Origin of the sequence: Tianxiuia mixotrophica (assembly GCF_050596425.1) — a bacterium.
Classification (GTDB): Bacteria; Bacillota; Clostridia; order Peptostreptococcales; family Acidaminobacteraceae.
This window is the reverse complement of sequence record NZ_CP192292.1, coordinates 565,291-579,932: the sequence shown is the minus strand read 5'-3', so window position 1 is coordinate 579,932 and position 14,642 is coordinate 565,291. Positions and strand designations below refer to the sequence as shown.

9 protein-coding genes are annotated in these 14,642 nt (G+C 38.1%); 2 read left to right on the top strand and 7 right to left on the bottom strand.

Going from position 1 to position 14,642, the window contains the following annotated elements; genetic code table 11:
* Positions 1–268 precede the first annotated feature (268 nt).
* The 4 genes from ACQ4KW_RS02670 to ACQ4KW_RS02655 all read right to left on the bottom strand — a co-directional run bounded on the left by ACQ4KW_RS02670 (position 269) and on the right by ACQ4KW_RS02655 (position 9,309).
* Positions 269–6,967 (bottom strand): hypothetical protein, encoded by a 6,699-nt coding sequence (locus ACQ4KW_RS02670; RefSeq protein ID WP_430884991.1) that lies wholly within the window; start codon positions 6,965–6,967, stop codon positions 269–271.
* Between the two features lie 115 nt (positions 6,968–7,082).
* A complete protein-coding gene (locus ACQ4KW_RS02665; RefSeq protein ID WP_430884990.1) occupies positions 7,083–8,330 on the bottom strand; it encodes a hypothetical protein in 1,248 nt (415 codons plus the stop codon).
* Positions 8,331–8,708: 378 nt separating this feature from the next.
* On the bottom strand, positions 8,709–8,870 hold the full coding sequence (locus tag ACQ4KW_RS02660) for a hypothetical protein (protein ID WP_430884989.1): 162 nt from the start codon (positions 8,868–8,870) through the stop codon (positions 8,709–8,711).
* Between the two features lie 118 nt (positions 8,871–8,988).
* The gene (locus tag ACQ4KW_RS02655) at positions 8,989–9,309 is read right to left on the bottom strand and encodes a CGGC domain-containing protein (RefSeq protein ID WP_430884988.1); all 321 of its coding nucleotides are present in this window, start codon (positions 9,307–9,309) and stop codon (positions 8,989–8,991) included.
* A gap of 241 nt (positions 9,310–9,550) precedes the next feature.
* Between ACQ4KW_RS02655 and ACQ4KW_RS02650 the strand changes: the two genes are divergently transcribed.
* Positions 9,551–10,147: a Crp/Fnr family transcriptional regulator gene (locus tag ACQ4KW_RS02650; protein ID WP_430884987.1), complete on the top strand. Its 597-nt coding sequence runs from the start codon at positions 9,551–9,553 to the stop codon at positions 10,145–10,147.
* A 93-nt stretch (positions 10,148–10,240) separates the two neighbouring features.
* The gene (locus ACQ4KW_RS02645; protein WP_430884986.1) at positions 10,241–11,227 is read left to right on the top strand and encodes an NAD(P)-dependent alcohol dehydrogenase; all 987 of its coding nucleotides are present in this window, start codon (positions 10,241–10,243) and stop codon (positions 11,225–11,227) included.
* A 3-nt stretch (positions 11,228–11,230) separates the two neighbouring features.
* On the opposite strand, the gene ACQ4KW_RS02640 is transcribed toward ACQ4KW_RS02645, so the two are convergent.
* The 3 genes from ACQ4KW_RS02640 to ACQ4KW_RS02630 all read right to left on the bottom strand — a co-directional run bounded on the left by ACQ4KW_RS02640 (position 11,231) and on the right by ACQ4KW_RS02630 (position 14,619).
* Positions 11,231–12,346 (bottom strand): NADH-dependent flavin oxidoreductase, encoded by a 1,116-nt coding sequence (locus ACQ4KW_RS02640; RefSeq protein WP_430884985.1) that lies wholly within the window; start codon positions 12,344–12,346, stop codon positions 11,231–11,233.
* A gap of 223 nt (positions 12,347–12,569) precedes the next feature.
* Entirely contained in the window at positions 12,570–12,725 is a 156-nt protein-coding gene (locus ACQ4KW_RS02635; RefSeq protein ID WP_430884984.1) for a hypothetical protein, read from the bottom strand.
* 97 nt (positions 12,726–12,822) lie between these two features.
* On the bottom strand, positions 12,823–14,619 hold the full coding sequence (locus tag ACQ4KW_RS02630; protein ID WP_430884983.1) for an HD domain-containing phosphohydrolase: 1,797 nt from the start codon (positions 14,617–14,619) through the stop codon (positions 12,823–12,825).
* Between the last annotated feature and the right edge of the window lie 23 nt (positions 14,620–14,642).

The following is a 14,642-nucleotide window of genomic DNA, read 5'->3' as shown; positions in this document are numbered from 1 at the left end:
ATTTATTTTACAAATTTAAAGCAATAAACTTTATAGTACAAGTAAAACCGCTTAGGGACTAGTATGTAACTCTTCCTTAAGCGGTTTTTAATTTAGATGGTTTTAATCTAAGTTTTTCTATTAAGTTTTTTTATTAGAAGGCTCTACTCTAGATTTATAATATATTGATTCATGTCATCAGATTGAGTTTTATAGCAGTGGTATCCAACAATACTAAGTTAAATCAGGACTTCGCCCTCTAAATAGTATTGGGCAAGGTATATGACGACTAGAACAACCTATGAATCTGCCAGTAAGACTCTCTGTTATCAAGAATCACATCCACATCATATGTCTTCTTGATGCCATTGCTGAAGCTGGCTGTAAAGCGGAAGGTTATGACACCGTCTGGCCAGTCCATCATGACTTCGTCCCAGAGTTCCCCCTGCCATGTCCATGCATTTGTTCCCGAGCTCAGGCCTGTTGACTGACCTTTATTTAAAATTTCAACCCGGACTGACTCACATGTGGTGGTCGCCCCATCCGCCAGCTCTGTTGTGACCGCTTCAAGGTCAAATTGCTCACCCGACCAGAACATGTCATAGGGTCTTGGGGTGTTGTCATTCCCTGACTTTGACTTGTTGTAGGCCATGCGATTTTCGTTCCATTTATCCACATGATGAACTTGACCGCTTACAGAAAGTTCTTCTGCAGAGAGGCTTGTCTGGGTCTGTCCACTTTCTCCTAGGGGGTCTGTGACTATGGCTCGTATATGGTAACTTGCTTTGTCTACAGAATTTAAATCCACTGTATAGTCTTTTGATCCTCCACCTGATCCCTGTGTTAATGACACATCTGACTTAGAATGTAAAACCTGCCAGTTTATTTGTCCACCACTTTCACCATCCATTTCCTTGGCATACTCAAAGAGAACGTCTAGGGGGTCTCCGTCTGGATCGCTCAATCTGAATGTTAGACGTACGTCATCCCCTTCGTAGATGAAGTTTGGTGTTTTTGATAGGTAGGTTACTGTTGGGGCTTGGTTTGGGATGAACTTAAATGTATCTATGGTCTCTTCCCTGTTTCCGTTATCTGTCTGTGCTATGAATTTGGCTTCATAAATGCCTTCTGGATGGTTTTCATTAAAAATATATTGCCCCTTCCATTTTTTATTGCCATTTGAATCTTGTCCATCCGCTTGCAGGTCTATGCTTACCGGTGTGCCAGTATTAGAAAATAGGTCGACCTGACACTGGCTGGCATACTGACTTGTGCTTGCCGTTATGATGCCTGTCCTCCCCTTTTTTATCGTATATGGATTGATTTCACCCGTTAGATTTATTGGGGTCAAAACATTGAGTCTTAAGACCACTTCTTTTTCTGGTGATCCGTCACTTGGTCTGGCTGTCACCTTAACATTGTAATGGTCTTTATCCTTTAGTGTCGATGGCAGTCCATATGTTTTTTCATAGCTTCTTTCCATCCCATTCACTGAGACCTGATTTAGGTCCACTTGTCCTAGGATGGTGCCTGTTTGTGGATCACTAATGACTGCACTGACCTTATCGATGGCCTTGTGTGTAAAGACAGAGGCCGTAATTTTAACGTCTTCACCAGCAGGCACCCCCACTGGATAGGATGGATCTAGAGATGCATTTAAAACAAATGGCTCACCGTTTATTTTTATGTCTACTGTGTCATAGTCAGACCAAGCCCCTTCAAGGTCTTTGACCTTAAGGGCAAATTGATACTTAACCCCATTTTCAATAGGGAGTGTGCCGTTAAACTCTGTCCACGTCGGATCAAGTTCTTTTCTGTAGTAAAACTGTCTATCGACAATTCCCTTGTCCGCCCTAGACTGACTATGGTCAAGGTCGTATGAGCCATTGTCTGTACCAGAGAAGTTAAAGGTCCCGTCCCCTTGCGGAACTAGGGCGTAACCTAGTTTAGCGATAGGCGGTCTATGAGCAATCACTTCAATACTTGTCTTGTCCTTGTTCCAGTACCTATATTCTGCGAATCTTTCATCATTTCCCACAGGGTTATCTTGTGCTCTTAACCGAATTTCCATTCGCCCTGGTACGTCCACTCTGACAGGTTCATCAAAATCAGCAGGCGGTATCCAAGCTGTATCTGCATTATCAAAGTATGTGTTGTCGTGGCTCACATCTATACGTTTTTCGTAAATTGAGTCCCCTTCATAGTCAAGGACAAAGCCTCCAATGTCTATGGTGTCGCCAACTTGTATGAATACTGTTTCTGTATCTTCATAGTCAGCGTATTCTTCTAGGAGTTTGGCTGTAATGTCTGAATAAGCACCACGACCGACCATCATGTAGTCGGGGGATTGTGATGATATGTCGTAGGGGCTTGCATAGTCTTTCAATGAGTATTCCGCGTTAAGTGTATAAGGAGAGTTGAAAACTTCCTTGTAGGTATCGTTTGTTCCAAAGTGCCCAAATTGACCATTGTTGGATGTGCCCCTTCCGTAAACTTTGCCATCTGTACCCACATATGCATACCTGTACTGCGTTTCATTTATATCCAGTGCAGGAACAAGGGCATTTGATACTTCTTTTTTACCATCGAGGTATAAGTCTCCATTTTCATCAACAACCATCCATGATGTTCTGTAATCATCAAGTCTATCATTAGGAAATTCACGAAGTGCTCTCTGGCATTGAACACCTATATAATAATTTCCCCAACCATTTCGAATAGGCATATCAGGTATGTTTATACTCCATTTTCGATCAGGTAGAAACTGATATATTTTTCCTACTGTCGAATTTATATAGACATTTTCCATATCTAAATCTGATTCTTTTATAGAATAATCAGCAGTATCAAATGCAATTTGATCTTCATTCTCAAATTTTAGATATTTAAAGTCTGAACGCATACGTTGGCCTCTGTACCCTTTATATAGAGAGTAAGTATAATCCATCCAACACGCCATATAACCACCATTTGTATCCTCTATGATAAATATATCCTTGGTCTTATTATGATGATACCATTCTATGTTAGCATCTTCATCGGATACATCTACACTAAAATAATAACCGTTTACAGGTGTCCTTTCTTGAAACTTATAGACCTTTTTAATTCCTGATATATCTATTTTTTCGTAACTTTGATGAATATTATTGTCATTGTTATTAACGTCATTAAAAACAAAATAATAGTCTCCACCTGACTCTGCTATAAAGCTTGTTTGAGACCCACCAGACCAGACCTTTTCAACGTCCAGTGATTTGCCAGAATCCATATTGAACGTTGTCCCTATTTCAAATGAAGTATATTTAGAGTTTACAAGCTTGTCGAATATATTACCTGCATCAACCCATTTGTATCGAGTATCAAAGCTTTCTGTGTCTCCATCGGGATATTTGTAAACATATCCTGACTTATCTCTATCATTTCCTACAAATTTATAATTTAATTGAATGTAGTAAGGGATACTAATTAGTTTCTGTACACCCTCTGTTTGAGGTTCGACAACGGACATATCATCTAATGCTGAATGTTCATAATCCACGTATTCATCTTCACGCTTTTGGTATCTGTAATACAATTTATCAGTTTGTGCATTAGCGTGATTGACAAGTTGATTATTGTACTTAGTCTTGGCATAGAGTCCTTTATCTTGAAAAGCAATATCAACAGCTTTAGGGGGATTTGGAGAAAACTCACCCCAAAATTCATCCATACTCATATAGACTTTAAAACCATAACTTTCAATCAGTGCTTTTAAGCTTTTTGGTAGGTGTAAATTTCGACCATCTGCAAATGCTAAAATTAGGTGTTTATCGTTTTCCGAATCCTTGTATTTATCAATATATGACTCTACAAAAGGCACTTCAAAAGCTTTATCTGTCTCACTTACAAAACTACTTTGTGACCAACCACTATCAATAAGAATATCCATATTTTTTGGATATAGTAAATCTGGAAATTTAGATGAATCTTCAAGGTCGCTCCAAGAAGACCAACCAGTAAAATTGTATGCCCACGGATCATTAGAATAATACCAATAATCATGCGCATCATATGGGTGGGCTAATCTAAGATAGTTTGAATACCATCCATGCAATTTAAAATCATAACTTCCCCAAAAATCATATGGTTCATTATATATATTCACATCTAAATTTCTGAGAACATAATCTTCATCATCAGAAGAAACATATGGCGTCCCTTGAAATTCTCCATAAGCATCAGGATATCTTGGAAATTTAAGCATTTCATCTACAGTGCCTTGCTTTGTTTCAACAACACCGCCTTTGGTTTTGAAACTATAAGGTCTTATTATTTCGTCTTCCGATTGGCCATAGTGTGGGCTATAGTCATACTCTCTAAAAAAAGCCCAGTCAAAGTTCAAGTACCAATTTCTCGCCCAGTTATACGTTTGTTCTTTTTTAAGACCAATCGTATTCTTTTGAGCATCAATCAGATTTACAATCTCATGATTCACACCAATCTTGCGCTCATACATTTCTTTGGTCAGCTTGTTGACCTCTGCAAGTAGGTTTGTGTAATTTTCCCCATCTTCATCAGTAATAACTAGAAGGTCTATTTCTTTTTCCAGTTCTGCTGTTGTTGAAATAATAGGTGCCACATTATCCACATGACAGTATTTTTCCTGATAGACTTGATCAAGGGAATTATCTGTTAAGTAGTCACTTTCTGCTAGAAATTTTGATATGGTATCTTCCTCTGGAATAACCTCCACCACTTCATGGTAGAAATCATAATCACCCAGTTTTTTGGTCTTATAGAGTTCGTGGACTTTTGCTGTGCCTATTGGCGTCCATGTTTCATCTGTTCTATCCCCATCATTGTCAGAGTCATGACGAGCATACCACTGCTTGACTCTTGTTTGATCTCCGTCTTCTGAATATGATGTGTCTAGCATTTCAATGCTTGCATTTAGATCATCCATCTTGTCACGAAGGGCAAGGGATATAACTGTAAGTCCTGCTCTTGGTTTCAGATCGGGTTGGATCATTATAGGGAATGATAAGCTATCACTGGCTTCATAATCTTCGTCTCCTTCAAGGGTACACTGGGCATGAATATTTAGCTTAACTTGATAAGCCCCAGGTTCTTTGATTAGGACATTGACCCTTTCACCCTTGTTGTTTGTTTCATAATTGATATTTGCAGTATCACTCGTGCCGTAATTAACTGTATTCGACTGCCCATCAAGGGGCGTGATCGTCCATTTGTAATCATCTATAGGGAAGTAATAGGCATCAATAGACTCACTGGCATTTAGAGTGACTTTACGATTCACCTTTTTTAGACCATCCACTCGCATTCTCGCTTCAATCGGTGGGAGGATTTCAATATCGTCACTTGTGGTATCTTCCAGACCATCATCATCTGTAACAACAAGCTTTATGTCATTATCTGACTTTGACATGACTGTGGCTTTCACCTTTGATTTTTCATCGTTAAGCCACTCAATTTCTCTGATGGCTTGGAGTTTAAAGTCATAGTCAACAATTTCACCGTCTGGATCATAAGACCCTGTACCACTTAGGGTAAACCTGTCACCCATTCGCACCTTGCTTGGTGCACGTAATTTTGCCACTGGTTCTTTTGTTTGTGGCAATGTTGGGTCTTCTTCATCTTCATCAATCTTTTTAAATGTCACAGTATGTGGCACTGTGTATTCAGTTATACCATTTAGTCCACCATAATCAAATTTGTATAGTGTGAAAATTTTCATTGTGAAGGTGGCTGTGCCGTTACTGTCTGCATGGGTGCTTAATTTAGGTTCTGTCATAGTGTATGTGACGTTTTGGTTGCCATATTTAAAGGCATTTGGTGTGCCCTGCATTGTCCATAATACGTTTGTGATTTGATTTGGCTTGCTGACCTTATTATTTGGCTCTAAGGTCAGGTTTACGTCCTGCCAGTCTATATACTCAATCACATCGTCTGTTACGTCCACGCCATTGTTTTTAATGACGAAGTAGGGTTCGACCTCTCCTGTATTGACAAGAATATTGGTTGAGGCTTCACCAAGACAAGTGAATTCATCTTTAAAGAGTTCCTGTGCGACAACTTTGGCACGACCATTATAAGTTACAGTGTCAACCTCACCACTTTTAAAGTTGGTGCGCTTTTCTTCAAATACAAAATCAGCTTTGAGTTTTCCGTCTTCAAAATATACTTCTTGCTTTTCCCCGTTGACTTCTATAAGAGCATGGTCAATATATTTTCTTATATCCCATCCATCAAGCATATCAAAATCATCAAAATAGACTTCCGCTGTCACCTTTACATTCTTGGTCATTTCTTCTTGTCCAAATTCATAAAGGGGCTTTTCCACGGATATTTCAAGCTGTGGTAAGGAAAAAGGCACTGGAGCAACGTCCAGTGTCCTGTAATATTCATTCCCTGATGATAGCCTATGCCACAGTCTCACAGACCCCGTCATTTTAAGGGTGGATGGTGTCTGGTAGATGGCGTATTCTTTTGCTTCATCCACCGATTTTCCACCGAGTACATCATCTTTAATATTGATACTGCCTGGTACATAGCCCCCACCATCTTGGGCATATATTTTTTTATAAGCTAGCATGTGTTTTGCTAAGGAATCATCAACCAACCAAGTTTTGCTTGCCCCTTTGGTCTCAATCCAGTTCTTATTCCTATATGTTGAAAAGAAGGGTGTTGTCCCTGCTGTGTTTGGAAAATGGGGATTGGTCACTTCTGTTTCATCATTGTATAGGTAACCCAAAATCTTATAGTGCCACTCTCCCTTTTCATCTTTCTGATAATCGCCTTGTCCCTTATATCCATAGTAGTCATACTTGGGATATGTATAGACAAGTTTATTGAAGTCTCTTAGGATGGCTATATTAACCACTCTATTTCCTTTTGTATAATAGTTATCATTTCCAACAACATCTTCCACATATGATCTGGCACCTTCTTCATCATAGAGGTAGTGTGTTCTTATATAGTTTGCCATTTGAATCACATCATAGGCATATGTTGGCTGATCTGCATGAATAACAAAACTTATACTGGATAGGAATGTTGTTATTATGAGTAAAAAAGCTATATACTTTTTTTCACAACGTCACCTACTTTCCAAATGTTACACCATATATATCTTTATGAATTTTCTGATCGACTATATAGATTTCCTGGTGATCTGTCTCCACTATACGTAGATCCTCTACCTCTTCTATATCATTAAAAAATTCGTATTCTTCTTGTATATGGGCTTTCATCATTTCTCTATAAACATCCATACCATCTACATAAATATAATCACAAATGCCATACATAAAATCTGCATAATTTTGATCTGCAAAATCATAAGACATAATGTAATCTCGGTGTTCTTCCCTAGAGAAATCTTTATTATGCAGTCCATTATCGTAATAAATATTCCAGTCCCAAAGACGCTCTATCATCCACTCTGTTTCAACTGGGTTGATAGAGGAATCATAGCCTTCTATGTCTCCATATAAAAAATCTCGTTTCTCTGGTGCATAGGTAATAAGGAAGATAATATTGCCACCACCATGATCCTTTTCAGAAATTCTGATTCTCAATTGTTTTGAATCATATTGGGGCATAAACTGCAAATTCATGTTATGTTGTTGTGCGTGATAAAGAAGTGCTTTCATGATAGCAACACCCCGACCATTTGTGACTTCATCTAGGTCGATATAGTTATAGACATTGCGCCCGTCTTCATTCTTTCCAACAAAATCTTTACACACCATGATACTTTTTGTATCTGTATTGTAATACCACTCTTCTCCCCAGTATTCGGCAGTTTTAGCATCTTCATTATCTCTAGCAATTTTCGACCTTTTGAACATTCTAGGATTTTCTATAAGCAAATTATGAAATTCTTCATCTGTCCATATGTTGTCATTCACATTAATGTCTGTGGGCTTTTTGATTTCGCCATATGGTGTTGAAAAGTCGTATTCAACGGTTTCTGAATTTGACGTATATTCCGTTGAAACTTCATCTTCCTGATCTGATTTATTTGAATCGGATTTGTCTTTACTGCCTTTGTTTTTCTCATGAATCCCCATAGCATTCCCAAGAATAACCTCACGCTCTTCCTCAGTCATCGGACTTTCAAAATCCCACGAAACACCTTTGAGTAGACCCATTTGGAAGGCTGTGTAGATAATGTCTTCACTTTCACTTGTTTTTCTATTGTAGGCTTCTTCAGCGCTTTTAACCTCAAAGCCCAGGCCTTTTACGAGTTGCTTTGTGTATTCTAACTTTGAAAGTTCTGCTGCAAAAGTCATTTGTCCCATAAGCAGTGTGCCTGTCAGTAGTAGTGCCGTCATTTTCTTAAACATAATTTTCCCCCTGATTGATCAGTCATTCACAAAATACTATTTAATACCATATTTTACATTAGAAAATACAATGGTTAATTTACTGGATATTTTTTACATGGTTCAGTATATCATAAAATCCCCATGACCCTCAAAGCAAAATCCCATATTGAAACAAAAAAAGCATGCGAATAAAACGTTATCCACATGCTTAAAACCATTCTATCAAATTTTAATTTTCTAACCCCCAAAATTTCTTTAGGCATTTTAGGAGTCATTCCCCTCATATTCATCTTTTCCTATGTATAGCAAAAGAGTATGACTGGCCTTATAAAAGTTCTAACTACAGAATCTAAAATACTTCTACTGTACAAGACTTTTGTTATGGTCTTTTTAAATCTATCCTTCAATCAACTTTAGTGTAGTATCAAGGCACATATCCTTTGATTCTAGGTTGATATGTTCCATTTCAATTTCTTTTTCCGGTGCAAACCCCGTCCAGTATGAAGGCACTTGATGGGTAAAACCACATGTGTCGCATTTATAAAAAACAGTTTCCATTTCTATGCTCCTTTTTAATGACTATTCTATATCAACAAAACCTCTTATAATCATCATAACATTTTAATCACATATCATAAGCCGACATATACGCCTATAAAGTTTTCTCAGTCACACATCAATGAGACCCCAAAACCACATTGAATCCTTTTTCTAAAAGAACATTTTCGATTTCACTATGTCTGTAACACTCAACATCTATACAAAGGGCCATATGGATGGTGTCTACCTCTTTGAGCAGCAATTGATTCAGTATATAGTCCATAGACTCCGTCAACTTTTCACCACATCCATTACAGCTAAAAAAGGCACATATTTGTGCTTCCTTGTCTCTGTATATCTCAAATGCCTTAGATCTTGAATGAAAGGCTTCAAAACAGTGGGTGCCAGAACATTTATCTTTTAACTTATCACAAGTCATAATCGCAATTTTTTTCATACAATCCCCTAGCTTTAATCATTCTTTTATACCATTTCCAGTAGACCTCATTATACAATATCGGCAATTATATTATCTTCTTTACAACCTAACTTTAAAGACGGCTTTATCACAAGCTGTATTTATTTATTGGAAAGGACAATTTCATTTATTAGTTAGATTAAATAGACGATTTTAGTGTATTCTATAACTAGACTCAAGCACATGTAAAATACTTATTTATAAAGAAAGGATTTTTCCATTGAGAGATAAAACAATAGATCAACAACTGGTTAAATACTTAAAATCCTATACAGACATGGATGACGCTGCTTTAGAAGAAGTGGTCAGCAACATCCCCATAAAAACCTTTCAAAAAGGCGACATTTTACTCCACCAAGGACAAATGGCAGAGTACTGCATTTATGTCATTTCAGGATGTGTGCGCCAATACCGAATCAATGAAGATGGTGATGAAGTCACCAGTGAGTTTTATACAGAAGAACAGTGGATCAATATCTTTAACGAAAGCATTCATGATCAAACTTCAAAATACACCTTGACCTGCCTTGAAGACTGTATTCTTATCTATAGTCCTTCTAGCAGTGAGGAGGTCATGTTTGAGAAATTTGGTGCCCTCAAAGATATGGTCAATCTTATGATGGGAGAAAAACTTGGCGAGATCAATGAATCCCTCTATAACTATGCCTCTCTATCGCCTGAAGCCCGTTACAAAAATCTGCTTGAAAAAAGACCCGGTCTCATTGACAGAGTTCCCCAGCACCAATTGGCCAGTTACTTAGGCATAAAACCAGAGTCCCTGAGTCGCATAAAAAAACGTATTGCCAAGGGACAGTGATTGTATTAACTTAAGTCAATGAAAACTTTTCTCAGTCTTTATATAATGTTCTCAAAGATAAATACCTTACACGTATGAGAATGGAGTGAAGACATGAAAGATAAAATGATGAAAGCCGTCCGCTACCACAAATTTGGTCGTCCAGATGTTTTGCTTATAGAAGATGTGCCCCGACCTGTACCACAGGACCGACAAGTTCTGGTTGAGGTATTTGCTACCACGGTCAACTCCGGAGACTGTCATTTAAGAAGTGGTGACCCCTTTATTGCCAGACTTTTTGCAGGACCTATCACACCTAAAAACAAGATTCTTGGTACAACTTTTTCAGGGCGTGTTGCCCAAGTTGGAAAGGCTGTTACCAAATTTCAAGTTGGAGATGAAGTTTATGGGTCATTTGGGATCAACTCAGGAACGCATGCTCAGTTTCTCACAATATTTGAAGATGAAACCATCTCACTCAAGCCAGATCATTTAAGTCATGAAGAAGCTGCATCCCTTGTGTTTGGACCAATCACAGCCCTATACTTTTTGAAAAAATCCAACATAAACTCTCACAAGCGCGTTCTCATTATTGGAGCGGCTGGCGGAGTGGGGGCCTACGCAGTTCAAATCGCTAAATACTTCGGCGCAAACGTTACAGGGGTTTGTGGCACCAGCGATACAGATTACGTAAAAGAACTTGGCGCAGACCATATCATAGATTATAAGAAACAAACCCTCATTGAATATTGCAGTAAAAACAACCTTAAATTCGATATTATTCTTGATATGGTTTGCAATACAACAATAAGTGGCATAAAGTCTATTCTTCATAATGGGGGCAGTTACACTGGCACTCTTGCAAGATTGCCACTTCTCATTGAAAGCGCTAAAAAAAGTCAAAATAAGCGTTTTATATTTGATGTATCCAAGTCAACATCAGAAGATATTGATTTCTTTAGCCAAATATCACAACAAGGATTTTTAAAACCCTTAGTTGGCGATGTTTTCGATATAACCCGTATTCAAGATGCCCATCACCGTGTCCAGGCTAGAAACAAACGAGGGGCTGTTGTGGTGACAATGAATAATAGGATATGAAAATTATTCTTTTTTAGGCACCCAGTTAGGTGTTTTCATGATGCGATCATGAAGCTGGGAAGGAATATGCTCTTCTTCTTTTCTTTGTGGACTATACAGTTCATTAGCCAATTGATCACTGGCCCATTTTTCAACGGACTTTCCATCTATAAGAAGTTGCCTGCCAAGAGCCACTATTTCAGCACCATAATCAAGGATCATCTGGGCATCTTGCATTTTATAAACGCTTCCAACCCCTATAAATGGTTTCCTGTGATTAATACGTTTCACAGCACGTTCCAATATAATTTCTGTGCTTTTTTCATCACGGATGGAGGTTTGTCTATAGTCTGCCAATGAAATGTGGAGATAGTCCAAATCACTTTCACACAGTCTGTCAATAAGGTAGTCCGTGTCTTCCAGAGTGATCCCCGGATTGGAGTTTTCTTCTGGTGAGAATCTATAGCCAACAATAAAGTCTTCCTTCGACAGCTTATCCCTTTCATCCAAACAAGCTTGGATGACCTCATTTAAAAAGGTATAACGCTCTACCCGATCGCCTCCCCACCTATCAATTCTGTAATTGGAATGTGGCGAATAAAACTGCTGGAGCAAATAGGTGTTGGCTCCATGGATTTCAATGCCGTCAAAACCCGCTTCATAAGCTCTTTTGACCGACTTCCTAAATGCGTCAATAGTCGACAAAATCTCTTCTTCTGTCATAGTTCTTGGGACATTGTCTGGCGTTCGTTTTGCTGCAACATTTGACGCACTCACTGTAAGACCATCAGGCATATCTTTAGGATTGGCTTTTCGCCCAGCATGGAATACCTGCAAAATAGCTTTTGCGCCTCCTTTATGTATTGTATCAGCAAGCGCTTTCAAGGAAGGCAGTGTTTCATCTTCCCCTCCATAAAATTGTCCCGAGAACCCTTTTCCGTGTGGTTCAAGATAAGTGGTTGCAGTAATAATGGCACCCACGCCTTCACTCCTATGTCTATAATATTTGAGCTCTGCCTCTGAAACAGAACCGTCACCGTTTCCACTCCAAGTCGTCATAGGCGCCATGACAAGTCTGTTGCGTAGTTCAAGTTTATTATTTATTTTATAGCTCTCAAACACTTTCTTTTTATTCTCCATAGTAACGCTCGCTTTCTATTTAACTGCATAGCTCTCGGGTTTTCTAATAGCTTTCCTACACATCTTGCACACATATTTTTCTTATTGATGCTTTCTCCTTGATAAAAAACGCCCATAACTTCTCAAGAAAAGATCTATGAAATCAAAAAGTTTTCATAGATCTTTTAAGTGAGCGACTTACAAAATATCATTCAAATAACATTCAAATATCAATCCCTTAAATTTATAGCTCTTTTTCAGATGATTCGATGAGGAAGTCATGCATATATTTATCCAGTGTGTCCTCATCTTCATGATGATTACCTATAAAATTTGTGTGTAAGGTCTCATATTCTTCTAAAGTTTCTTCATCAATATGCTTTTTTTGATAGGAAGTCATAAAATCCACCTCTCATTGTATACCTTTTTAGTATTTTTTATAAATACCCTCGTCACTTCCTTATAAACAATTGATATATTTATGATGCTGGTTGAAATTATACTTTCTGATTAAGAAGGTCCATTGATCTTGAATGTGTATCTGAATATTTTTCTCGCATGGATTCTATGTCATCCACATGATTTAAAAGTATATCTACAAGTTTTGGATCAAATATCTTGCCCTTCTCCTCTTTGAAAAAGTCTATAACATCCTTTACCTGCCAACTTTCCTTATAGGTTCGCTTGCTTCTTAGGGCATCATACACATCAGCAACTGCAGTGATACGGGCCATTATATGAATATCATCTCCCTTTATTCCATCGGGATACCCTGTCCCATCCCAGTGCTCATGATGCTGTTTTGAAATAATCGAGGCATAATTGAGTATTTCCTTGTTTTGATTTTTTAGAATTTCATGACCAATCATGGTATGAAACTTCATGGTCTCAAATTCCTCTTTAGTGAGTTTACCCTTTTTACTTAATATGTCTTCTGATATGCCAATTTTCCCAACATCATGCATAGGAGATGTCATTTCAAGAATATCTAAATCCCTGTCACTCAAACCATATTTTTCGCCGAGTAATCTTGTAATAAGTGATACCCGCTTTACATGATTGGCAGTGCCCTCTGACTTTGTTTCAATAACATCTCCTAAGGTTGTAATAAGATCCTTTTGGGTTTCAATCACTTCCTTATTGAGCTCTATTATGTTTTCATCTTTGCTTAAGTTATCCATTTTTTGCTTAATAACTAGAATGAGAAGTAGCATTACTAGTAGCAAAACCGCCGTTGTCGTTATGAAAGCCATAATTAGGTCTCTATTTTTTTCAAAATAGGTTTGGGGTTTGTTCATGGCAATGGCTTCTTTGGGGAAGTCACTCAAATTGTATCTCTGACTGACCTCATAATCATAAATATATTCTCCGAATAAGCCTTCATCATAGTAAATTTCAGCGATTTCACGACCGCTTAAAAGTTTCTCTGCATTGTCGACAGCACGTTCTCCATAAACACTTGCATGGGCCACTTTCCCCCCAAGAGTCCCCCAACCAAGTTGAAAGTCCCAAAATACATAGACTGGTGTATTTGCCATTTGAGCCACTTGTCGTGGTTTGTCATAATAAGTGTAGGCGGTTCCATCCGGGTCAGTAAAGTAAAGTCCAAACAAAAGTATATCTGTCTGGTCTAGCCCTTCTATCATATCCAGTGCCGTGCTCTCACTAAGGTCACGAATATAGGTGATCTTAAAGTCATTCTTATACCCCTTTAATACCTGATCAAGTTCTGCTTTGACCAACTGACTGGTTGTGGTTTCATCAAGTATGATATAGAAATCATCTGCTTCTGGATTTTGCCTTATAGCTAAATCTATGGTGGCTTCATAATCCGGCTTTTCTTCTATAACATAGAATCTGTCTTTCATTTCAATAAGATGAGTGTTGTTAATCCCTGTCGCTACAACAGGAATATCTCCAAACAATGTCTCTTTATATTCGAGCAGAAAATTATAGGCAATGTTGTCTGTGGCAATTACAATGTCAAAATCACCTGGAGCATATTTGGTCCTATACAGGTCAAAAAGCCTTTCTTTGATGGCATCTGTATAAGCATTCTTTGAATCCATATATTCTATGCGCATTGTAAAGGGATCTTGAATGGATTCAAAACTTTCTCTTATGGACTCTTGCAAGTCTCTTGTCCAGATGAAATCTTCTGAATAGGAATGTAAGACCAGAACGCTTTGTCCCTTTAATCCCTCATCATCAAGACCGAAGGCATAAATGCCTGTCATTCCAATCATCAAGGTCACCATAAACAGGCCTATTATTTGATTGATTTTTCTATACATGTCACCATCTCCATCGCTTCTGT

Bases quoted from the DNA above. Each gene is read 5' to 3' on its own strand.
- ACQ4KW_RS02630 (WP_430884983.1), bottom strand. From the start codon at position 14,619: ATGTATAGAAAAATCAATCAAATAATAGGCCTGTTTATGGTGACCTTG.
- ACQ4KW_RS02645 (WP_430884986.1), top strand. From the start codon at position 10,241: ATGAAAGATAAAATGATGAAAGCCGTCCGCTACCACAAATTTGGTCGT.
- ACQ4KW_RS02635 (WP_430884984.1), bottom strand. From the start codon at position 12,725: ATGACTTCCTATCAAAAAAAGCATATTGATGAAGAAACTTTAGAAGAA.
- ACQ4KW_RS02660 (WP_430884989.1), bottom strand. From the start codon at position 8,870: ATGGAAACTGTTTTTTATAAATGCGACACATGTGGTTTTACCCATCAA.
- ACQ4KW_RS02640 (WP_430884985.1), bottom strand. From the start codon at position 12,346: ATGGAGAATAAAAAGAAAGTGTTTGAGAGCTATAAAATAAATAATAAA.
- ACQ4KW_RS02670 (WP_430884991.1), bottom strand. From the start codon at position 6,967: ATGGCAAACTATATAAGAACACACTACCTCTATGATGAAGAAGGTGCC.
- ACQ4KW_RS02655 (WP_430884988.1), bottom strand. From the start codon at position 9,309: ATGAAAAAAATTGCGATTATGACTTGTGATAAGTTAAAAGATAAATGT.
- ACQ4KW_RS02665 (WP_430884990.1), bottom strand. From the start codon at position 8,330: ATGTTTAAGAAAATGACGGCACTACTACTGACAGGCACACTGCTTATG.